The 18,858-nt window shown below is 56.6% G+C and carries 22 protein-coding genes; 12 read left to right on the forward strand and 10 right to left on the reverse strand.

The window, feature by feature from the left end:
* From repA to repC, 3 genes are all read left to right on the forward strand, one after another.
* Window positions 1–1,170, forward strand: a complete 1,170-nt coding sequence (repA, locus tag IHQ71_RS31350) for a plasmid partitioning protein RepA (RefSeq protein ID WP_258163572.1) — start codon at window positions 1–3, stop codon at window positions 1,168–1,170.
* Window positions 1,170–2,111 carry a plasmid partitioning protein RepB gene (gene repB, locus IHQ71_RS31355; RefSeq protein WP_258163576.1) on the forward strand — a complete coding sequence of 314 codons (942 nt, stop codon included), beginning with the start codon at window positions 1,170–1,172 and terminating at the stop codon, window positions 2,109–2,111. The genes repA and repB overlap by 1 nt, the downstream gene beginning before the upstream one ends.
* A gap of 148 nt (window positions 2,112–2,259) precedes the next feature.
* Complete coding sequence (gene repC / locus IHQ71_RS31360) at window positions 2,260–3,441, forward strand: plasmid replication protein RepC (RefSeq protein ID WP_258163580.1); 1,182 nt, start codon at window positions 2,260–2,262, stop codon at window positions 3,439–3,441.
* 24 nt (window positions 3,442–3,465) lie between these two features.
* On the opposite strand, the gene IHQ71_RS31365 is transcribed toward repC, so the two are convergent.
* The 3 genes from IHQ71_RS31365 to IHQ71_RS31375 all read right to left on the reverse strand — a co-directional run bounded on the left by IHQ71_RS31365 (window position 3,466) and on the right by IHQ71_RS31375 (window position 5,880).
* Entirely contained in the window at window positions 3,466–3,693 is a 228-nt protein-coding gene (locus IHQ71_RS31365) for a hypothetical protein (RefSeq protein WP_258163582.1), read from the reverse strand.
* Between the two features lie 76 nt (window positions 3,694–3,769).
* On the reverse strand, window positions 3,770–4,249 hold the full coding sequence (locus IHQ71_RS31370) for a hypothetical protein (protein WP_258163584.1): 480 nt from the start codon (window positions 4,247–4,249) through the stop codon (window positions 3,770–3,772).
* A 278-nt stretch (window positions 4,250–4,527) separates the two neighbouring features.
* On the reverse strand, window positions 4,528–5,880 hold the full coding sequence (locus IHQ71_RS31375; RefSeq protein ID WP_258163586.1) for a glucoamylase family protein: 1,353 nt from the start codon (window positions 5,878–5,880) through the stop codon (window positions 4,528–4,530).
* A gap of 112 nt (window positions 5,881–5,992) precedes the next feature.
* Between IHQ71_RS31375 and IHQ71_RS31380 the strand changes: the two genes are divergently transcribed.
* Window positions 5,993–6,277 carry a hypothetical protein gene (locus tag IHQ71_RS31380; protein ID WP_258163588.1) on the forward strand — a complete coding sequence of 95 codons (285 nt, stop codon included), beginning with the start codon at window positions 5,993–5,995 and terminating at the stop codon, window positions 6,275–6,277.
* Between the two features lie 222 nt (window positions 6,278–6,499).
* Here the strand turns inward: IHQ71_RS31380 and IHQ71_RS31385 are convergent, their stop codons facing one another.
* Window positions 6,500–6,997: a cupin gene (locus IHQ71_RS31385; protein WP_258163594.1), complete on the reverse strand. Its 498-nt coding sequence runs from the start codon at window positions 6,995–6,997 to the stop codon at window positions 6,500–6,502.
* A 691-nt stretch (window positions 6,998–7,688) separates the two neighbouring features.
* Window positions 7,689–7,889 (reverse strand): hypothetical protein, encoded by a 201-nt coding sequence (locus IHQ71_RS31390; RefSeq protein ID WP_258163595.1) that lies wholly within the window; start codon window positions 7,887–7,889, stop codon window positions 7,689–7,691.
* 484 nt (window positions 7,890–8,373) lie between these two features.
* Between IHQ71_RS31390 and IHQ71_RS31395 the strand changes: the two genes are divergently transcribed.
* Window positions 8,374–8,580 carry a cold-shock protein gene (locus IHQ71_RS31395; protein ID WP_258163596.1) on the forward strand — a complete coding sequence of 69 codons (207 nt, stop codon included), beginning with the start codon at window positions 8,374–8,376 and terminating at the stop codon, window positions 8,578–8,580.
* 241 nt (window positions 8,581–8,821) lie between these two features.
* On the opposite strand, the gene IHQ71_RS32140 is transcribed toward IHQ71_RS31395, so the two are convergent.
* A complete protein-coding gene (locus IHQ71_RS32140; RefSeq protein ID WP_374990089.1) occupies window positions 8,822–9,616 on the reverse strand; it encodes an excisionase family DNA-binding protein in 795 nt (264 codons plus the stop codon).
* Window positions 9,617–9,835: 219 nt separating this feature from the next.
* On the opposite strand from IHQ71_RS32140, the gene IHQ71_RS31400 reads away from it, so the two are divergent.
* Both IHQ71_RS31400 and IHQ71_RS31405 read left to right on the forward strand, forming a co-directional pair.
* On the forward strand, window positions 9,836–10,834 hold the full coding sequence (locus IHQ71_RS31400; RefSeq protein ID WP_258163597.1) for a fasciclin domain-containing protein: 999 nt from the start codon (window positions 9,836–9,838) through the stop codon (window positions 10,832–10,834).
* 210 nt (window positions 10,835–11,044) lie between these two features.
* Window positions 11,045–11,293 (forward strand): hypothetical protein, encoded by a 249-nt coding sequence (locus IHQ71_RS31405; protein ID WP_258163598.1) that lies wholly within the window; start codon window positions 11,045–11,047, stop codon window positions 11,291–11,293.
* Between the two features lie 108 nt (window positions 11,294–11,401).
* Here IHQ71_RS31405 and IHQ71_RS31410 read toward each other — a convergent pair whose 3' ends face one another.
* From IHQ71_RS31410 to IHQ71_RS31420, 3 genes are all read right to left on the reverse strand, one after another.
* Entirely contained in the window at window positions 11,402–12,574 is a 1,173-nt protein-coding gene (locus IHQ71_RS31410) for a site-specific integrase (protein ID WP_258163599.1), read from the reverse strand.
* A gap of 68 nt (window positions 12,575–12,642) precedes the next feature.
* Window positions 12,643–13,149: a hypothetical protein gene (locus tag IHQ71_RS31415; RefSeq protein WP_258163600.1), complete on the reverse strand. Its 507-nt coding sequence runs from the start codon at window positions 13,147–13,149 to the stop codon at window positions 12,643–12,645.
* A 167-nt stretch (window positions 13,150–13,316) separates the two neighbouring features.
* Window positions 13,317–13,637 carry a hypothetical protein gene (locus tag IHQ71_RS31420; RefSeq protein WP_258163601.1) on the reverse strand — a complete coding sequence of 107 codons (321 nt, stop codon included), beginning with the start codon at window positions 13,635–13,637 and terminating at the stop codon, window positions 13,317–13,319.
* Window positions 13,638–13,648: 11 nt separating this feature from the next.
* Between IHQ71_RS31420 and IHQ71_RS31425 the strand changes: the two genes are divergently transcribed.
* The 5 genes from IHQ71_RS31425 (at window position 13,649) to IHQ71_RS31445 (ending at window position 17,730) form a co-directional block, all read left to right on the forward strand.
* Window positions 13,649–13,825: a DUF3606 domain-containing protein gene (locus tag IHQ71_RS31425; RefSeq protein ID WP_258163357.1), complete on the forward strand. Its 177-nt coding sequence runs from the start codon at window positions 13,649–13,651 to the stop codon at window positions 13,823–13,825.
* Between the two features lie 144 nt (window positions 13,826–13,969).
* Window positions 13,970–14,260, forward strand: a complete 291-nt coding sequence (locus IHQ71_RS31430; protein ID WP_258163603.1) for a hypothetical protein — start codon at window positions 13,970–13,972, stop codon at window positions 14,258–14,260.
* A gap of 662 nt (window positions 14,261–14,922) precedes the next feature.
* The gene (locus IHQ71_RS31435; protein ID WP_258163604.1) at window positions 14,923–15,087 is read left to right on the forward strand and encodes a hypothetical protein; all 165 of its coding nucleotides are present in this window, start codon (window positions 14,923–14,925) and stop codon (window positions 15,085–15,087) included.
* A 765-nt stretch (window positions 15,088–15,852) separates the two neighbouring features.
* On the forward strand, window positions 15,853–16,176 hold the full coding sequence (locus IHQ71_RS31440; RefSeq protein ID WP_258163605.1) for a hypothetical protein: 324 nt from the start codon (window positions 15,853–15,855) through the stop codon (window positions 16,174–16,176).
* A gap of 414 nt (window positions 16,177–16,590) precedes the next feature.
* On the forward strand, window positions 16,591–17,730 hold the full coding sequence (locus IHQ71_RS31445) for an RHE_PE00001 family protein (RefSeq protein ID WP_258163608.1): 1,140 nt from the start codon (window positions 16,591–16,593) through the stop codon (window positions 17,728–17,730).
* 196 nt (window positions 17,731–17,926) lie between these two features.
* Here IHQ71_RS31445 and IHQ71_RS31450 read toward each other — a convergent pair whose 3' ends face one another.
* A complete protein-coding gene (locus IHQ71_RS31450; RefSeq protein ID WP_258163610.1) occupies window positions 17,927–18,856 on the reverse strand; it encodes a GIY-YIG nuclease family protein in 930 nt (309 codons plus the stop codon).
* Window positions 18,857–18,858 lie beyond the last annotated feature (2 nt).

The raw sequence follows: 18,858 nt of genomic DNA on the forward strand, positions 1-18,858 counted from the left end.
ATGAACGTCAACATGACTCCTCCGAAGAATTTCGGCGAGACCCTTCTCGAGCACGGCGGCGAGATTTCGTCCAAATTGAACATGCTGAGGAAAGAGCGGTTTCCCCCAAACGCCCAGAAGACAATTAGAGAATTCTCCTTGGCAGAAGCTGCCGAGTTTATCGGTGTCTCAGATAGCTACCTTCGAAAGCTACATCTGGCTGGTAAAAGTGTCGATCCAACCACGGTCAATCAGCTGGGCCGACGCTATTATTCAATCAGCCGCATAAACGAGTTGCGAGAGCAACTTGGCCGCCTGCCCCATCGGAAAGATCATGAAAAACTGCAGATAATTTCGGTCGTAAATTTCAAAGGTGGGTCGGGAAAGACGACTTCAGCCGCCCATTTGGCACAATATTTCGGCCTCCGTGGATACCGAACTCTTGCAATCGACCTAGATCCTCAAGCGTCGCTCACAACTCTGTTCGGAATTCAACCAGAGCTGGATGGGAAGCCGTCGCTCTATGAAACTCTTCGATATGACGACGAGCGCCGGGCAATCAGTGAAACTATTCAACGGACAAATATTCCTAACCTTGACATCATTCCGGCGAACCTCGAGCTCCAAGAATACGAGTATGAGACGCCGCTCTCGATGCAACATGGGTCGAAGGAAGGGCGGCAGTTTCATACCCGGATCACAAACGCCCTTAAGGAAGTCGACATCCTCTATGATGTGGTGATTATCGACTGCCCTCCCCAACTTGGTTATCTTACGCTGACAGCGCTAGGTGCATCTACGGCAGTGTTGATAACCATTCATCCGCAGATGCTCGACGTCATGTCGATGTCCCAATTTCAATTGATGCTGGGGGGTACCCTTCAGACGCTTGATGAGGCCGGCATCGAGATTGGCCTCGACTGGTTCCGTTACATGGTGACGCGGTACGAACCGATGGACATACCCCAGCAGCAAATGGTCGGCTTCCTTCAGTCGATGTTCGCGGAACACCTACTCAAAAAGCCGATGCTTAAGTCGACTGCGATTTCGGATGCCGGCATTAGCAAGCAGACTCTTTATGAAGTGGAACGATCCAACATGATCCGCTCGACCTACGATCGAGCGAGGGAGTCTTTGGACGCTGTGAATGGTGAGGTCTTGGATCTCGTGCAGCAAGTTTGGGGGCGATGATGGTTAGGAAGAACCTTCTCGCAGGGCTAGTGTCTGACGAAGCTGATCGTCAGACGGCACAGAGCTACACGAACCAGGGAGCCGCGAAGTCTCTTAAGACGAATATGGAGTCATTGTCTGAAAAAGCATTAATGGTGGAGCGCGGCGATGTTTTGCTTACACTTGATCCAGGCGTAATCGACCCCTCACCTTTTCGCGATCGTTTGCCGGATTTCGACCCGCAGCCATTCAAAGACTTTAAACAGTCGATCGCAGACGAAGGTCAAAAAGTACCGATTCAAGTGCGCCCGCATCCCTCGGTACCTAAGCGCTACCAAGTGATCTACGGTCATCGTCGACTGCAGGCCGTCACAGAGCTTGGTCTTCAGATCAAGGCTATTCCGATTGAAATTTCCGACGCAGAGCTAGTCGTAGCGCAAGGGATCGAGAATGCGGCTCGCCAGGATCTGAGTTGGATCGAGCGGGCGCTCTTCGCAAAGACCATGGAGGATGCTGGAGTAAAGCCGCGCCATATTAAGGCGGCGTTGGCCATAAACGACAATCAATTGTCCATGATGAGGTCTGTCTATCAAATCCTTCCTACCGATATAATTGAATCTATCGGACGCGCACCGAAAGTGGGACGACCGAGGTGGACTGACCTTTCCAAACGCTTCAAGCAGAACCCGCAAGCCGGTCAAGTGCTTCGAAAAACCTTCACAGTTGTGAAGGTTTTGGACTCAAACGAGCGTTTCGAGATCGCGCTTGACGCTCTGAGGGGCCCACGATTTTCCGCGAAAACTACGGCTTTAGATTTTCAGTTCAAGGATATCGGCAGTGTGAAAGTTATCGCAGATACTCCACTAGGCGAGGCTTTTGCGGGTTTCCTAGAAATCCGACTGCCAGATCTCGTGGCAGAGTTTAGGCTCCTCAAAGGGGAGTTTAAAAAAGGAGAAAGTTAGCAAAAGAAAAAGGCCCCCAAACGTTCCCGTCGTGGAAGCCTTCCTCAGATCTAGACACCCTGAAGATCGCACCTCCACGAATCATTGTCAAGATGGGCACCGTTTCGGTGAGCTGGCCTCTTTTGCCTTATTGAGAGGGTGAAGGACTATGCAGATTGGAAGTGTGACGACGCCCTTTGGGCGGCGGCCGGCGAAGCTTGCGCTTGTTCGGCAGCAAATGGATATGAGCCCCCCTGCCCGATCGGCAGACAAATGGAAGATATTCAGAGATGTTTGCGAGGCGCGAGATCTACTCGGTGTTCCCGACCGCGCCTTGACAGTGCTGAACGCCCTCCTGAGCTTCTATCCGGAGACGGAACTGCGGCATGATGGCCAACTCATCGTCTTCCCGTCAAACAATCAGCTGGCAGCTCGGGCACACGGAATCGCCGGCGCGACCCTGCGACGGCATCTGGCGGCTCTCGTGGAGGCCGGCATCATCATTCGGCAGGATAGCCCGAATGGCAAACGCTACGCCAGGAAAGATCGGGCAGGCGACATCGAGACTGCGTTCGGTTTCGATCTCACATCGCTGCTCGCTCGCGCCGACGAATTTGCCCTACTTGCACAGCAAATCGCTGCCGACCGGGCAGCGCATAGACGGCTGAAGGAAGCACTGACCATTTGCCGGCGGGATGTCCGTAAGCTGATCACAGCCGCCATGGAGGAGGGCGCCGATGGCGATTGGGCGACGATCGAGGCCATGTATATTGACCAGGTCAGCAGGATTCCACGCTCTCCAACCTCGGAGAATTTGAAGGAAATCCTCGAAGACATGCAGATGCTGCGCTTGGAAATCCTCAACATTCTGGAAATGCAGCTAAAATCAGAAAAAACGGACGCCAATGATGACCATTTTGAGCGTCACATACAGAATTCAAATCCCGACTCTATCCATGATCTTGAACCGCGCTCTGAAAAAGAGCAGGGGGTAAAACCTGAGCTGAAAAGCTTCCCCCTGGGCATGGTGCTGAAGGCCTGCCCGGAAATCATCATGTACGGCAAGGGCGGCGAGATTGGCAGCTGGCGTGATCTGATGGCCGCCGCGGTGGTGGTGCGGTCGATGCTGGGCGTCAGCCCCTCGGCCTATCAGCAAGCCTGCGAGGTGATGGGGCCAGAGAACGCCGCCGCCGTGATGGCAAGCATTCTCGAGCGGGGAGGGCATATCAACTCTGCCGGCGGCTATTTGAGGTCGCTCACCGAACGGGCGCGGAAGGGAGAGTTTTCCCTGGGTCCGATGCTGATGGCGCTGCTCAGGGCGAACGGGATGGAATTGCCAAGGACGGGGTGAGGGGCATGCGTATGGTGCGAGCGGCTAGTCCTCCGGCACAAGGCCATCGAACACTTCGAGCAGCGCATCGACAATCGCCTGACCCAGCAAGTTGGCCGTGTCTGCGATCTTGTCCTCGGACATGTCACGCGCAGCAAGGGCCAGATTGCCGCCCTGTTCAGCAACGATGGCGCGTGATCGTTCGATTGCCCATTGGGCAAAGTCGCTGCGGTTTTCGATCGACATGGTTTCGGTTGGGAGCTCGTCGTTCATGTAGGGCCTTTCGGTAGGGGTGACGTGTTGCGTGAAGAGGTGGCGGTGCTTCTAGATGTGATGCGGCACGTTCGCGTCAGGTGTCCTCATCCGCTGCGGCGTGGGTCAGCCTGGCCAGATGCTTCTGTCGCTCCGAGAGCCGGGTTTGCAATCGTCCCAGAAACTTCGCTGTCAGTACCGTGGGCTCACCCAGCCGCTGCAATTCGGCAACCACGCGTTCCTGCTGGGTGATCGCCCGTTGAAGCTCAGAAATCTGGCTATGCAATGAAACGGCATCGTCTGCATCCGGAAACATTGGCTCATTCTCATCAAATTTAGATCTAAGTATCTGGGTAGCGACTGGCAGACCATTTTTTAAGCGATAAAACAAGGAAGACGCGATTGCGGACAACGATCGTATCTCACCAAACGGATGGTTCTCCCCATCAGGCGGCCTGGGCAAAATCAGGTTGGACTGCCGCGATTTCGTTTCGAACGCCCCCAAAACGAAAGTCATTCGCATACGAACGAATGTCGTTTTACTGAAACAAATCATTTCTATCAGGGGTGCCGACACGAACGACTGACCGCGGGACAAAGCATCATGGACGTGATTAACTCGGTTATCGCAGTGGCAGCAACCCTCGCCGGCCTCTGGACATCGGCGGTGCTTCAGGATGTTCGCGCCGCACGAAACGAAGATATCGTCGTAGCGTCCTCTGCAACAAAGACCCGCGGCTTCGATATGTCCGTCGCTTCGCCGGTGCGGGCGGCCCCCAAACCGATCGGGGGTGGGCGACCAATTCGATAATACGATCCGATCGAGGTCGCCACGATCAAGCGCGCGGAACCGGGCTATCTCGTGTCGAACAACGCTCTGTCTCCTTTAAGACCTATTCCGAGCCTCTCCAGGCCAAGCTTGATTTCTGGTGCGTCCATAAAGAGATCCCATAGAAGCCCCGACCGGTGGTTTTCGATCATCGCCACGATCGGCCCCTGGTTTACCGCGAGATAGCTCTTCGAAATCCACTGGCCGCTGGCAGCGAACGCATCGACGAAACCGTAGCGGCCCCAGAGTCGGCCGTCGGCAACTGCCAGATAATGCCTCAGCGCGGCTTCGGCCTCTGCCGGCAGATATGGAAAACTCGAGAGTGCAGCAGTCGGGGCAATAATGCCTAAATCATGGTCCGGCGCGCTCGCCAGGTAATTCCGTGGGCCATGTGACGACGTCAATCCCCAGCAAGCCGCTCCATAGCCGACATGTTGGTTCGGATTGGCGACAGCATGCGCATGGTGGATTGATGCATGGGCCAGGTTCTGTTCCCAATAGTCGCAATATCGGTCCAGCATGCGGCTCGGATCGAGGCCACAGAATGCGGAATGCGCGAGGAAGAGCGGACCTCCGAACGGCCGGCCTACCGGCAGGACGTGACCGTAATAGCTGTTGCCATTGCGCAAGGCGCCATTCCCGGCCCAGCCGTGATGGAACACGCTTTCATCGACTGCGTGTTGTCGTGCACCGGCCGCGAGAACGTAAGCGAGCAGACCCTCGTTCCAACCGGTGATTGGAAGCGCCATCTTCCATTGATGCTTTGGACTCCAATGCCAATACAGCGGCTTGGATGGCTCGGGCGCGTACCAACACCACTCCACCTCATCGATCAATGCCTGGATCGATCTTCGTAGCCGACGCTCACCTGGCGCTTCGCCATCGAAATACTGTCGTGCGCAAATCAAGCCTTGCAGAAGGAGCGCGGTCTCGACGAGATCGCCGCCATCGTCGCGACGTGAGAAAGGGACGACGTCTCCCGTCGCTCCGTTGATGAAATGCGGGAAGGCGCCATGGAAGCGCGGCACTTTCGTGAGAAAGGCAACCATCTGAAGCATCCGCTCCAGCGCCTGTCGGCGGTCGATCCCGCCACGGCTGACGGCGACAATGATTGCCAGGAACGAAAAGCCCGAGCCGCCGATCGAAACGAGATCATTGCGTGGCTTGCCAAAACTCAAACGTCGATCATAGGCAAGCCCGCTGACGGGATGCGCACCCTCCCAGAAATACGAGATCGTTGCCCTTTGAACGTGATTAAGCAGCTCAGCCAGGGGCATTGTATAGGGGGGCGTCAGCATGACGGAAGTTGGTAAACTCGGCATTGTCATTGTCTTGTACCATAACACTGATGCCCGCAATGCGATCCGCGTGTCAGGCATTGTGACGTCGCTGTCCTTTGTTGTATCAGCGGGAACCGACTGAGAGGCTCGAGGATTTCTGGTCCATCTGAAACGCGAGGGTCTTGCGATGGACTGGGATAGAAGAGGCAGCGTGCTTTGGCTTGAGCCATATTCCGAGCAGCCGGAAGCATCACGTTTCGAAACCGATATGGCATCGGTCAAATACCCTCACGCCATAGAGGCGCTTCGCGAGGTTTATACCCGTCTTCAGGAGCCGAACCCGCCCGCGACCGAGCCCTGGATGCTGTGGAACGATGGGACGATTTTCTCGCCGGGCCAGATCATCGCGGTGAAGGACCTGTTCGACCAGGAGAGCAAAGGCCGCGGCGGCCCATTGGGCAGGCCGATGCCAGCCGGGATGATATCTACCGATTGAGACGGCCCCGGCAAATGCACTGCGAGCGGCCGGTCGGCAAAAAAAGGCCGCACGTGGCGGCCAAAGACGGGTCGCAGGGGGCGACCCGCGGGGAATATCTCACAGGGCGCCTAACAGGAGGGGAAGGCCAATGAGAACGTTGGGCTTCTACGACGGCTTTGTTTCGGGTCGATGACATCTGCATTTAGCCGGCCAAAACGCCCCTACTTCCAGTACCGCAAATCACATTCGCCACAGTCGATTTAAGGTGCCCGCACCCGCAGTGACCGGGTCAGTATCGGGAAGTGCGCAATCTCGGATCGCGGTAAGATCGGCCTCGCTCGGGGCGTCGGTTTTCATGTCGGCGGTCTGGCCCGGCGGGTAAGCGCCGATCACCAGGAAATCGGCGGTGGCGCTCAGCCGGCAGTGACCGGTTCCGGCAGGTAGAAGGAGACAGTCTCCCGCCGAGACATCGACGAGCTGCGCGCCCTGGCCACCGAGAGCAACACGCGCCTTGCCGCCGGCTATGCCAAGGGCCTCGTGCGCCTTGGTATGATAGTGGTGATAATTGTAGATCCCGTTTCGCCAGACATGCTGCCACCCGTTTCGGGCAAATTCCGCTTCGAAGGCAGCTGCGAGACCCTCTGGAACTATCAGTGCCTGGCGATAGACGATGACGGGCAGGGCAGGATGGTTGGGAACGAAACCATTCGGTTTCAGCAAGAGGGTTTCGATGTTCATAGGAGCCTCAGGAATTAGGCAATTGAACGTCGGCACAAGGTTGAGGTTCCGTGCTGCGAAGCCCGTCGCTCAACATCCAGCCGTCAGGTCGATAAGACCAGCGCAATGACAATCAACCACATCACGACCTGGACGACATCGATATTGAAATTGACGCTAAATCGAAACCGCTTTTCGCTATTCATGGCAATCTCCATCAAGGAATATAATCCTATATTGGCTGACGAGTCTCGATGAGTCAAGGGGCGCGCGCAGGCGCCTGATGTTAGCGTCTCAATTTCCGTTGCCTTGGGCGATGCAAATCGGCGTTGATGCATCGTGGCCAGGCATTCTGTGCCTATGGCTCGAACGAGACCGTTAAATATATAAGCAAGTTCAGATATTTCTATCGACGCAAGTTTCGCACAAGCTTGGGAGAGTGAACTTCACCTGCGCTGCGCATTAATGCGCGGCCGGTGGGTGGCCCCTTAACCAACTTGCCGGCTGCGTCTAGCATCACAATGACTGACTAGCATTTGCCGCGATTGATCAAACGAGATACTGAGCCGACGACCGGGCGATTTGTGCGAAGTCATAATTTGGCGGGCGGGGGCTTAGCCCGCTTGTTTCTATGCGCTGTCAATCACTTCCTTGCGGGCCGTCTTGGGCGAATGCGACTCCAAGCGGTTCTCGATCCGCTCGCAAGTCCGTACTATTCGCCTGTAACTGTCGGAGTCTGCATGCTCATGACCTCGTGACCTTCCGGGTCGAATATGCGAGCAACGGTGACGCCTGACATCAGATGACGAAGCAAGCCGATGGTTGCTTCGAACTCGACTTTTGCCAATGGACCAGAATGCGTTGTTGTCGCGATGACATTCTGGCCTGATTGATACTCGATCATAAATGTCATGACGGTATTCAGCTCATCATGGACAGGTAAAGGGCCGGAACCGGGAAGCTTAATCCCACAGTGATAGGAACTGTCAGCTTGATCAATTGGAGTTTGAATGTCCTGCGACCATGCCAATGGTAAGTCATGCTCTTATCTCCTTCACAAGAAAAGAAGACGATGTCACTCAGAGAGTCAATCGATTCGGTCGGCGTCGGGAATAATATTCACTGAGACTAGAACAATCTGTCGTTGTTATGTGACTGCCAGTAAGATGATTGAGCTTCAACTGGTCGCGTCGTCTTGGCGTGAGCCGAACAGTGCCATGCAAGCCTGGCTGCAGTCCGCGGCTAGTTTTTGTCTACTAACCTATTGGTCTGGTCTGGGTCACCGCTACCCCGACAATTCCGCTGCCGGGAGCGGCTTGTCCTGACCTCCAAATCGCTGCAGAGTGAGGGCGTTCAATCCAGCGGGCCGTCAGGCCCTAAATATCGAAAGAGAAGATATGGCTACCGGAACTGTCAAATGGTTCAATGAAACAAAGGGTTTCGGATTTATACAGCCGGACGACGGGAGCGCTGACGTGTTCGTGCATGTGTCCGCCGTCCAACGCGCTGGGCTTCGTGGTCTCAACGAAGGGCAGAAAATTTCCTATGAACTGGTGAAAGATCGCAAATCTGGGAAGATGTCAGCCGATAACCTCCAGAGCTGACAGCCATCTTTCGGTATAGATCACTGTGTTGGAGGGAAAGGCACAGTTTGGCATGAACAAAAAGATTGAGGCGGCCAGAAAGTTGGCCGCCCAAAAACATGGCACTAGACTGGATAGTGGGCTTAATGCAGCCGAGATCAATAGAGACATAAGGGAATATCGCTGAGGCCGCCAACTCTGGTCTTCAAAAGCTTTGGGCGCAGGCCTTGGAGGCATGATCTACGTGTGCCGTCGTTGAGGATCAGTCGAACGTCGTGCTATTGAGAAACTCGGACAGTCCGACGAAGGTCTGAACGAACTCCGTATCTGGAGTTGGTTTCCAGGGGGCATGTCCAGCCAACACAAGCCTCGCACTGTGTTCCGCCGCTGAGGCATTCCAGGCCTTTTGATAGCTGCGAGTAGCAACCCGGGAAATGCCTGATGTTCCGGTCACGATGATTAGAGAAGGCCGGAGCTTTCGGAGAAGCTTCTGGATCTCCCCTGGTGGCGGCCCCTCGCCGACAAAAAACACACGCCAGCCCGCTTCGGCTAGAACCAACTCCGCAAGGGATAGCCCGAGTTGATGTCGTTCACCAGGAATTGAGCACATGACAACGCGGGGCGCTCCAGGAGAGCGGGGAAGGTCGCTGGCGCAACTTGCAGCGGCCCGGCGAAGCGCTTCAGTGGCTATGTGCTCCTCAAATATCAGGCAGTCTCCCACTTCCCAACGCCGCCCAAGCTCTACCAAAACTGATGCAAGTTCATCGGCCATTTGGGCCCAACTCAGACGGTGTCGCCGTACCGCCAGCATCTCCGCTCTGATCTCACGTTCCTCACCGGAGAGCAGGCATTCAAGCCAGGTTTGGAGCGGCTCGGGTAAATCGGATTTGCGGGAGGACGCAATATATCTGCGCACTTCAGCGAGAGATATACGGCGATGACCGCCGGCTGTGCGCTCTGCGTCTAAAATTCCAAAATCCACCCATCGCTGAACCGTTGCCGTCGCAACGCCGAGAATTCGGGCAGCTTCACCGGTGGCAACTCGATCTCGTGTCATTGCTAACGACTTTACCTCTATCCATTTCGCTCGCCATCTTACCGAACTTTACCAAATTAGCACTCAAACAAAGTTGACAGTTTGAGCGATTTTCGATATCGAAAATTGATCAAAATGACAACCTGCCATGCCGGGTGACGTCCCCCATAGAGTTTGGATCGACCCGGAGATAGAAGGAATAGCCTAACTCAGTTCATCAAAAACGTGGAGGAATGCACAATGCCGATGCCAAGTATCACAGGAACTGTGTTGTCGCTCAGCGGATCCAGCGGCTACGACGAAAATGGAGACGATTTCGACATCCTGCGCGATCTCCTGATAACCACAGACCAGATCTCCGATGACCCTTTCGGGGGAATAGGCCTGGTCGCGTCACTCGACACTGTCGCCAATCTCACTGTCTTCGCGCCAAAGGACGACGCTTTCGGAAGCCTGGCATCGACGATTGCAGCCGTAACCGGAAATGACGCGCCAACGACCGAAGCAGGGACAATTGGATTTCTGGCTGATACGCTGACATTGCTTGGAAAAGGCGATCCATCGGCTCTGCTAACAAGTATCCTGACCTATCACGTAGCACCCGGCGTGTTGCGGCTGGCGGATATCGCAGCCTTGGGCGATGGTGCGGAACTGACCACACTGCAGGGAAACACGATCACCACTGACCTCGACACCACGCCGCCAAGTTTGATCGATGCGGACGACGGAATAGCGAACCCGGGCGTTGTCGCAACCGACATCGAGGCGTTGAATGGTGTGATTCACGTCGTCGACGGTGTGCTGCTGCCCGTCTCCGTTTCCAGCATTCTTACGAGGAAGGGAACGGACCTGGAAATAGGTGACGATGATAACGAGCGTTTCTCGACCGGGCGGGGTATCGACTTCGTCGACGGAAACGGCGGATCCGACCTAATCAATACGGGTGCAGGACGCGATGTGGTCAATGGCGGCAGCGGGAGCGACTGGCTTATTGGCGGTGTTGGCGCGGATACCTTTGTGTTCGCGGTGGACTCCGGACTGGACATTATCGCGGACTTCCACAATGGCCAGGACAAGATTGATCTGTCGGGTTACGTCGGAATAGAGAGCTTCGATGATATATTGGACAGTATCGAGAATTTCGGAAAAGGCGTGAAAATCGAACTGGACGGCTGCGACAGCCTGCTGTTGTTTGGAGTTCGGAAAGGTCAACTGGACGCCAGCGACTTCACCTTCTGATTTTGCGTCCGATTGCTCCGAAATTCCCGCAAAGTCTACCGGAGCGCGACCGCCGACGGCGCGCTCCCGGCAGATAGAGTATGAGCCGGGAAGGGTTATGTGCGCACGAACACGGAAATAGCAAGGCAACTGTCTCCGTCGAAGGTTAGGCCCAAGCATACCACCTCGCCCCGCACTTCACGCGCTCAACATCCAATCGAGGGAAGTGACATGACGAAGATGAAGATATTGATCACAGTCGCGGCACTGCTTCTGGCAAATCCGGCTTTCGCGCTTGAACCGATCCCGGGGAGCATCACCTACGGGGGCCAGCCGCGCACGAATCTCAAGAAAGCCCCCATCGGAAGTCCTGTAGTTCACCGTTTCGAGAGCGGGGGCATTGAGTATGAAGAGCGCTATATTATTCAACCGGACCGCAGCCTCAAGCTTGTTTCCCGAAGCCGTGGGACCATGCATTAGAAGAATATGCGCGGGTGCCGCGCCTTCGCGTGTCGGTATGGCGACCGTACGGAGGACCGGCAGACTGCGTTTGATACTTGAGAGGCGAGACTGGCTCCAGGTCGCTATTCAGACGACCAGCCTTGCCGCCCGGCCGAGCATACGTTCACTGTTGTTATAATAGCTCGCCGCCTGGGTGAGCGACTTGTGCTGGGACTGCTGCATGGCTTCGGGCAGCGGAATGCCACGATTGGCGGCCTCGGTGAGATAGCCGGCGCGCAGGCCATGCGCGGAATAGGCTGTGGCATCCAGCCCGGCCTGGGCGGCCCGAGCCTTGAGCACCAAATTGACTGACTGTGGTGTCAGCGCCCGGCGGCTGAGATTGCCCCATTGATCGACCTTTCGGAAGACCGGTCCGGCTTCGATCCCCGCCGTTGCCAGCCACGCCTTCAGTGCGACCACCGGCCGGCCGATCAGCAGCACGGTGGCGTCGTCCTCGATATCCGTGGTCTTGGTGCGGCCGAGATGGATGCTTAGGCAAGCCAGCTTTGGCGAGTCCGGGACCTTGGGATCGGTTGGCACCGGATCTTCATCGATGAGATCCTCGACGCGCAGACCGGCGACCTCCGAGCGCCGCCTTCCGCCCGAGGCAAAGGCAAGCAGCAGCAGCGCCCGATCCCTGATATCGACAGGGCGGTCGGTGGCACAGGTCGCGAGTAGTTTGGCCAGGATATCGCCGGTCACTGCCTTCTTGCTCTTGCGTTGCCTTGGCCGGCCGGTGGCGCGAACCGCGAACCGGAGTGCGCTCTTCAGCGACGGGGCGCCAAAACTACCGGTCAGCCCTCTCCAGCGGGTGAGGATCGACCAGCTGGTCAGCCGGCGCCGGACGGTCGCCGGCGCGTGCGGCCCGTCGGTCCTGAGCCAGCCACGGGTCTTGAGATGCTCGGCCAGCTCCGCCGGCATGCCATGCGCCGGATCGGTCTGGCGGCGAATGGGGTCCCAGAGATGATGGGCGATGAATTTCAGGAGCAGGCTTTCCGGCGCCGGCCAGGGCAGGGGCGTTCCGATCGCCGCGGCCGCCCAGGCCTCGAGATAGGCGAGGTCGGAGGCCAGCGCCCTGAGCGTGTTGTCGCCCATGCCCTGGGAGGCCAAGTGCTTGAGGGTCTCGACATCGTCGTCGGTCAGGATTTCGGCGAGCTGGTCGCGGCGGTCGAGCGGCAGGATGGCGTCGAGCGCATCGAGCTCAGTCGATCGCTTGAGCACGGCGTCGCTGGGGATCTCGGGTAGGGGGCGCTTGGCCATCTTCGGCTCCGGGATTATATTCTCGGTCGGGCGACGCGACCGTGATTTGCCCCGAGTCTAGGGTAATGTTACTGCCGCTTCAAAGAAATCTCGCTTGTGGTCACTATTTTCCCCGTCGCCGGGTCCTGATCAGTGGTGATCAGAGTCATTCCCCCATCCCCGACTTTTTGAACAGTGAGCGTTGCGTCGCGGTCACCGTTCACGTTCTTAGCCCAGCGGACGTTAAATGCGAGCGAATTGCCACGTCGTTTACCTCTGAGCGCGGCAGGTCCGGTGCCGGCGCCGAGGTAGGTTCCTCTGTATCCTGTCCCTGTGACTTGAATATCGGCGCCGATCTTCCTGGAAATGACCAGTAGTCCCGTACAAGAACCATTCAGAGAGAGCGACTGAACGTCGGCCGACGATTTGAATTTGCATTTGACGGATATGGGTTTTGATGTCGTACGGAGCTTTACGGTCCCCTTGCCCGAATAGGATCCTTCGAGCGTCTTCAGAAAACTGGCCTCTCCTGCGAGAGCTTGGTTCGCGACCACCACGGCGGATGTCACAAGCAGTGCTTTCCAGATTGTTCGCATAATACAACTCTCAATCTTCTCGGATCGGCTAAGGCGCGGTCCCTATGCCTTCGGTTCCGAGATCGAATGAACCTCTTTTGGCGGCAGCCAAGCATCTCCATCAACACGGTGGAGCCCGCTTGGTTCGTGAAGACGTCTAAGAAATTCACTCCCGACCAATGTCATTCTCACGGCGTCAGTGGAATGACGGAAACCACCTTCCCCTCAAGCCACAGCGTTTTGCGCATTGACGCGACCTGTTCGACAGCGTCTCGCTCGGAACGAGCCCAGATGTCGATGCTATAACGTCGATCGTTGTGGCGATATCCGACGGAGAACATGAAAACTGGATGCCCCTCGGCATCTGTGGAGAGACAATCAGCATCCGGCGCATTTCGCATTGCACGTGCCGTCTCGATATCGATTAACTCTGCCATTTTACGCTGACTCGCATTTCGATCAGGGAACACCAAGGTCGCGATTGAGTTCCTCAGCAATATTCTTGTCATGGAGAGCACCAATGTCCGACGATCCAAAGAAAACGGGCCAAGATCGCAAGCTGGTTTCCAACCAGGAACACGAGATCGCTCATGTCATGAAATCGGCCGGCGTCACGCGTCAAATGGCCAAGAAGGCAATCAAGGAAGCGGGACCAAGCCGAGACAAGGTCATGGCTTATCTGAAAGATCAGAAATAGCTTTCTCGCTTTGTGACGGCGGTGCCGCCTCTACCGTCTCCACGATACCGAGCGGCTTACTGCGTGCTCGCAGAATATCCAGGATCATGCCTCATGAGAGGAACCGGTTCGTCGGGCTCGTTCCAAAAACAATGGGAGAAGACAATGGCAGACGAAAGCCAACTCACAAGACCGCCCTTGGTAACCCAAAACGGTGACCCGCTCGGGATCGAGCCCGCCGCAATCGACGATCAGGCGGCTCAGATCAAGGCATTGAAGGCTGAAATCGAGTCCCTCAAAGAGTCGGTTGCGGCAGTTGCCTCCACTGCCAAAACCCTTGTTGGCACGAGCGCCAATGTGGCCATGGACGACGTCGAGGAGATTTTGAAGCGCAACGTCTTTGCTTCGGTGGGTATCGCAGCTTTCTTAGGCTATTTGTGGGGACGGATTCGTTAGCTGCCTGCAGCCCTAATCCCCTCCGCTATCTCCGACGTCGAAACTCAGAAAGGATTTGGCGGAATTCTTATTGCCGGAGAATAGCCGGCCGTGAGGCGAGCAATGGGGAAAGATTTTGGGTTTGCCCTAAGGTGCGACCGAAAACGCATTGCTGTTCGCCGGCTCAAGCCTCCGGGGCGTAACTTCGGCGAGATATAGGCAATAGTCGTCAAATGCGTCGGCAAGGGACAGCGCCGTCTCGCTCTCGCGCCAGCCGGCCTGGACCATCTGGACCACAAGTTGCCGAGCGATCACTGATGCCGCCTTACGCCTTTCCAAGTCCCGTCGGCGGTCAGACGGAGTGTATTGAGGAACGCACAATTCGATTGTAGCGTGCATAATTAAATCCCTGGATGCATATCGTCCCTCTAATATGAAACCCCTAAAATTTAGGGGTGTCCAGCAAAATTCGGGGAATGATTGAAATAGGTGACCGAGCCGGCGAGCCAATTGTGGCTGGGGGTAGAGTGCCGGCTGGTCAATATTAGAATGAACTGATTTGTTCGACTGAACAATTCGAAATCAGCTCGGGCCGCGGTTCGTCTAAAACGCACGGAGTTGAATTGTTCCGGTGACCCCAGTCAACGGTGGACTGTGCCCTCGTCGAATTAGGCGACGGCGTGATGTCGTATGAAAAGGGGATGCATATTGAGTACGACATGGTGGAAGGCGTCGTACTGATCAACTTTCGCGGCGATCGATACAGGATCGTTCGCAAGTTCAATAGCTACAGCGATGCCATTGCCGCCGGCGAGCAGCGGTGCCGGGAACTCGGCTGGAGCGGCTAGGCAAAAGACGTGGTGTGTGGTTCCCAAGATCGGCTGAGGTGCTGCCGCTTACTTATCGCGATCGACAGACAATGCGACAAGGGCAGCGCGAACCTCTGAGCGGGGCCAGCCTTCCGCTATTGCTGCCGTTGCTAATTTGCGCGGCGTAACCAGGTCAAAATTGCTTCGCAGCGCAGACCGACAGGTGTACGCGCGATTGCGATGCTTTCGGGGCAACAAGGGCGGCGCGATGGGTAGCATGACTGGCACTCCGCCGTCGCAAAGCGCGATGACAGACCCACTATACTCCCTTTTATCACTAGTATGCGACCGCACGCCCAATCGAGTTACTCGAAAGATATGACCAAGCTCTAAGAGCTGATCGATGAAGACGGGTCACCCACGCGATCTGTACGTTTTCGACGAACGCTTGTCTGACGTAAAAACTGGCATATATTTTCAAATTGAGCCGATCTAGCCAGGGGTGGAAAGGTGAACTGCGCCGGCGTGTTTCAGCCTGAGCAATTCGACGTCGTGCGGGACGTGTTCAAACGGATCGCACGTGAACCTTGGTTTGACTCGGATATCGCCCGCCAGCACGAATTCGCCGGACATTGCCTTCACATATACCAATCAGGTGTCACTGACCCTGATCGGCTATTTGAGGCGTGTCTCATCGCAGCGCGAGAGCGCTACGCCGAGACCCTGACTGACGCCCGCGATACCGGGCAACGCCCCACTAAGAGACCATTAGGTGCCCTGTAATGGCTGAGGTGGGAGGAGTGCATGGCACGAGACTGGAGGAGCATCATTCGGGATCAGGGCGAACTCGCAAGGATCAAAATAAAGGTCGCGACGACCCTGCTCGCCGATCCCGATGTTAATCTCGAAACAATTTCCCGGCTTCACCGCGACGTTGAGGAGAAGGCCAAACAGTTCGATGTGATCTTTTTGGAGATGTCCAACGAGCTTGACCTTGAGCATCCGCTTGTGGATGCGGCACTCTCCGTGGAACGCCTCTGGTCCGGCATGTCTGTCAGCGTTGCCAATCGCGTGAGCAAGATGGCAGGGACGGCGCCGATCGAACTTCGGGATGACGGAGGCATGTGACGATTGTGGCGTTATACCGCCGCAGACCATCCAAAGTCCGCGGGCGGCCCGCGCCCTCAAGCATAGTATCGCCGATAGCTGCGCCAGTTCGCGCCGACAGGGTAGATGCACGCGATCGGAATCCCCCAGTGCATTAGCCGCCCCGAAGCTCATTTTCTCCTCGAGCGTCGCGTTGTGCTGGCGACTTTCATCAGGTCTACGATGAGACCGCTACGTCAGGTCTATCCGCGCGCGATTTCTGCCGCTCCTGCCCGGCCGACACGGCCGTGATTTGCTCCGATTCTAACCGCTCCTGGCGCCAAAAGCCATCACTATCGATACTTGATACCTATCGATAGTGATGTGCCAGAAATCAATATCACCCTGTGACGGACAGGAAGTACGCTATAGCATCCGTTTAGCAAATCACATACCATGAATTCAATGCGTTACGATATTTCGAAACTACCTCTCCACACCCTCCTGCGACCGGTTTCGGACGCAGGTGCGGCTTTGGCACGCCTCGACGAGCGGATTGCGCGGTCGCCAGTCGGGCAAGGATGGATCGAACGATCCCATTTTGCCGATGCCTGCGCCTCGCTTTGGGTCGACGGCGAGCTCGTCCATCTCGAGGACCTCGTCCTGCACGATGCCGGCGCCGATATCAGGGCGCCAACCCATGAGCTCACCATCGCCCGCGATGTGCTGCGCGCCCGTCGCCGCATCGCCGCGCAGCCGCCAGGCTGGGCGCTGAGCGTTGACGGCGTTCGCAGCTTGCGTGGCCAGGCGGCAACCGTCGATGATGGTGCCGACGGACATAAGCGGGCAGGGGGGGCGGACACCGACACCCAGGCGCCGGCGATCGAACCAGGGTCGGGAGCGATCGATAACGCCGATGCCCTCGCGGCCGCGTTCGCAGCGATCGATGCGGCTGTGGCGCGCTCGGAGACGGTGTTAGCGGAGGCCAAGGCGCCGGGCCGGCGTGTCGTCCAGGACCGGGATCCGTTTATCTATGATCTCGACTGGGACGAGGACGAACGCCTGGATGAATGGCGCACTGTGCTCGATGAAACCGATGGTATGCCACCGGTGTTGCGGGCGATCATCGTCCTCGACGCCTGGAACACATTGCAGGTTCTGCAGCACGCGCCCTGGCTCGGTCGCTTGCTGGCCGCCGCCGTCCTGCGCCAGGCGGGCCTGACGACGGCGGCGCATCTCACCGCCATCAATCTCGGCCTGAAGTCCATCCCGGTCGACCGGCGCAGGCACCCCGGCCGCAACACGCGATTATTGGCGCTGCTCAACGGTCTCGTGGCGACCGCCGAACTCGGGTTGAAGGAGCACGATCGGCTGTCGCTTGCCCGCCAGGTCCTGCAGCGCCGGCTGGTCGGGCGGCGGACCTCGTCGAAGCTGCCGGAGCTGATCGAGCTGGCGATGGCGCGGCCGCTGGTGTCGGCCGGAATGATTGCCGAGGCGCTTGGCGTGACGCCGCGGGCGGCGCTCAGGATCGTCGAGGAGTTGGGCTTGAGGGAGATGACGGGGCGGGGGAGGTTTCGGGCGTGGGGGGTGTTGTGACCGAGAACGGATGTAAAAGTGCCTACTAGGTTGTGTAGACGAACGCCATGGATCCATCGCCCATTTCCCTCGATCATTGCAAATCTGTTTGTCAACAGACCGAGTGAACGTAGAACGCATATCTATATTGTTGTTGATCATGTTTGCGGACCCTGCGAGGCTACAGATGGATCAAGCTTACCGAGTCAAATCTTTCTCACTTTCGTGATTGCCAGTCATGGTAACTCAGGTCTGGGCGGTCTTCGAGCTTCCATTCTTTACGACCGTTAGCGCTTCGCTGTAGCACGATGGTAGCGGCGGCAGAGGGACTTTTGAAAGGCCACGGTTGTGTAAAAACATATCGATCTCCAGTCGTCCCCACTGTCATCACTCCTCTCTTGATGAGATCGGCGCTGAGTTCTCCATAATTGCCGAGAAGGTGGCCAGTATCCTTTCGCGTCTCTGATCCGGTCATCACCACGAAATCTCCGTCTTGCTCCATTGCGTAAGCCGTGATGCCTGTTTTATGCTTGATCTCGAACCGTGGTACCTCTGGCGAAAGAATCGTGCTGGTGAACGGTTCTGCTTGCAAAATCTTTTGGGAATTACTCACGCCGGGCAACGGCTTCAGAAGGTCGAACCCGACAACGGGAAGCACTGTACGGAGATTACTGAGGAAAGCTTCCATGTTTGCTTTATCCGCCTCGGGCAACCGACGCCTGTCCGCGCTAGGCTGCTGAGAGTTTGCAAGCGAAACCCGTCCCGCAGTTTGAGCAAGCTCCCAAAGCCTCGCTTCCAAATAGCGGACATGTCCCTTTGTGAGCGCATCGTCAGATGTGGTGATCGCGACCGCTAACTCCCAAAATGCATGATTTCCAGCGCTGGTACCAATACGTTCCTTAACAATGTCCGCTTCCCCGATATAAGCCCGCATTCTCAAAGGATCTTCGGTGTCCGGGCCATAGAGAATGTAGACCCCAGTCTTGTCGAGTTCATTCCGCTTTAGCAATTTATCAAACGTTGACTGGCGAGAGACCACCAGAGAACCAGTCCATCCGTGTAGAGTAGCGACAATTAAACCGTTGGCGGTTCCGTCCACGAGGAAAAGCTGGATAGTCCGTCCAAAGGATTGATCAGAATGGTTCACCT

This window comes from Rhizobium sp. TH2, assembly GCF_024707525.1.
GTDB lineage: Bacteria > Pseudomonadota > Alphaproteobacteria > Rhizobiales > Rhizobiaceae > Rhizobium_E.

What these genes read in the sequence shown, in the direction of transcription:
- IHQ71_RS31410 (WP_258163599.1), bottom strand. Translation starts at nt 12,574, where the DNA reads ATGGCCAAGCGCCCCCTACCCGAGATCCCCAGCGACGCCGTGCTCAAG.
- IHQ71_RS32140 (WP_374990089.1), bottom strand. Translation starts at nt 9,616, where the DNA reads ATGACACGAGATCGAGTTGCCACCGGTGAAGCTGCCCGAATTCTCGGC.
- IHQ71_RS31400 (WP_258163597.1), top strand. Translation starts at nt 9,836, where the DNA reads ATGCCGATGCCAAGTATCACAGGAACTGTGTTGTCGCTCAGCGGATCC.
- IHQ71_RS31440 (WP_258163605.1), top strand. Translation starts at nt 15,853, where the DNA reads ATGGCACGAGACTGGAGGAGCATCATTCGGGATCAGGGCGAACTCGCA.
- IHQ71_RS31375 (WP_258163586.1), bottom strand. Translation starts at nt 5,880, where the DNA reads ATGCCTGACACGCGGATCGCATTGCGGGCATCAGTGTTATGGTACAAG.
- repB (WP_258163576.1), top strand. Translation starts at nt 1,170, where the DNA reads ATGGTTAGGAAGAACCTTCTCGCAGGGCTAGTGTCTGACGAAGCTGAT.
- IHQ71_RS31445 (WP_258163608.1), top strand. Translation starts at nt 16,591, where the DNA reads ATGAATTCAATGCGTTACGATATTTCGAAACTACCTCTCCACACCCTC.
- IHQ71_RS31425 (WP_258163357.1), top strand. Translation starts at nt 13,649, where the DNA reads ATGTCCGACGATCCAAAGAAAACGGGCCAAGATCGCAAGCTGGTTTCC.
- IHQ71_RS31365 (WP_258163582.1), bottom strand. Translation starts at nt 3,693, where the DNA reads ATGAACGACGAGCTCCCAACCGAAACCATGTCGATCGAAAACCGCAGC.
- IHQ71_RS31395 (WP_258163596.1), top strand. Translation starts at nt 8,374, where the DNA reads ATGGCTACCGGAACTGTCAAATGGTTCAATGAAACAAAGGGTTTCGGA.
- IHQ71_RS31420 (WP_258163601.1), bottom strand. Translation starts at nt 13,637, where the DNA reads ATGACAAGAATATTGCTGAGGAACTCAATCGCGACCTTGGTGTTCCCT.
- IHQ71_RS31390 (WP_258163595.1), bottom strand. Translation starts at nt 7,889, where the DNA reads ATGACATTTATGATCGAGTATCAATCAGGCCAGAATGTCATCGCGACA.
- IHQ71_RS31405 (WP_258163598.1), top strand. Translation starts at nt 11,045, where the DNA reads ATGACGAAGATGAAGATATTGATCACAGTCGCGGCACTGCTTCTGGCA.
- IHQ71_RS31435 (WP_258163604.1), top strand. Translation starts at nt 14,923, where the DNA reads ATGTCGTATGAAAAGGGGATGCATATTGAGTACGACATGGTGGAAGGC.
- repC (WP_258163580.1), top strand. Translation starts at nt 2,260, where the DNA reads ATGCAGATTGGAAGTGTGACGACGCCCTTTGGGCGGCGGCCGGCGAAG.
- IHQ71_RS31385 (WP_258163594.1), bottom strand. Translation starts at nt 6,997, where the DNA reads ATGAACATCGAAACCCTCTTGCTGAAACCGAATGGTTTCGTTCCCAAC.
- repA (WP_258163572.1), top strand. Translation starts at nt 1, where the DNA reads ATGAACGTCAACATGACTCCTCCGAAGAATTTCGGCGAGACCCTTCTC.
- IHQ71_RS31415 (WP_258163600.1), bottom strand. Translation starts at nt 13,149, where the DNA reads ATGCGAACAATCTGGAAAGCACTGCTTGTGACATCCGCCGTGGTGGTC.
- IHQ71_RS31430 (WP_258163603.1), top strand. Translation starts at nt 13,970, where the DNA reads ATGGCAGACGAAAGCCAACTCACAAGACCGCCCTTGGTAACCCAAAAC.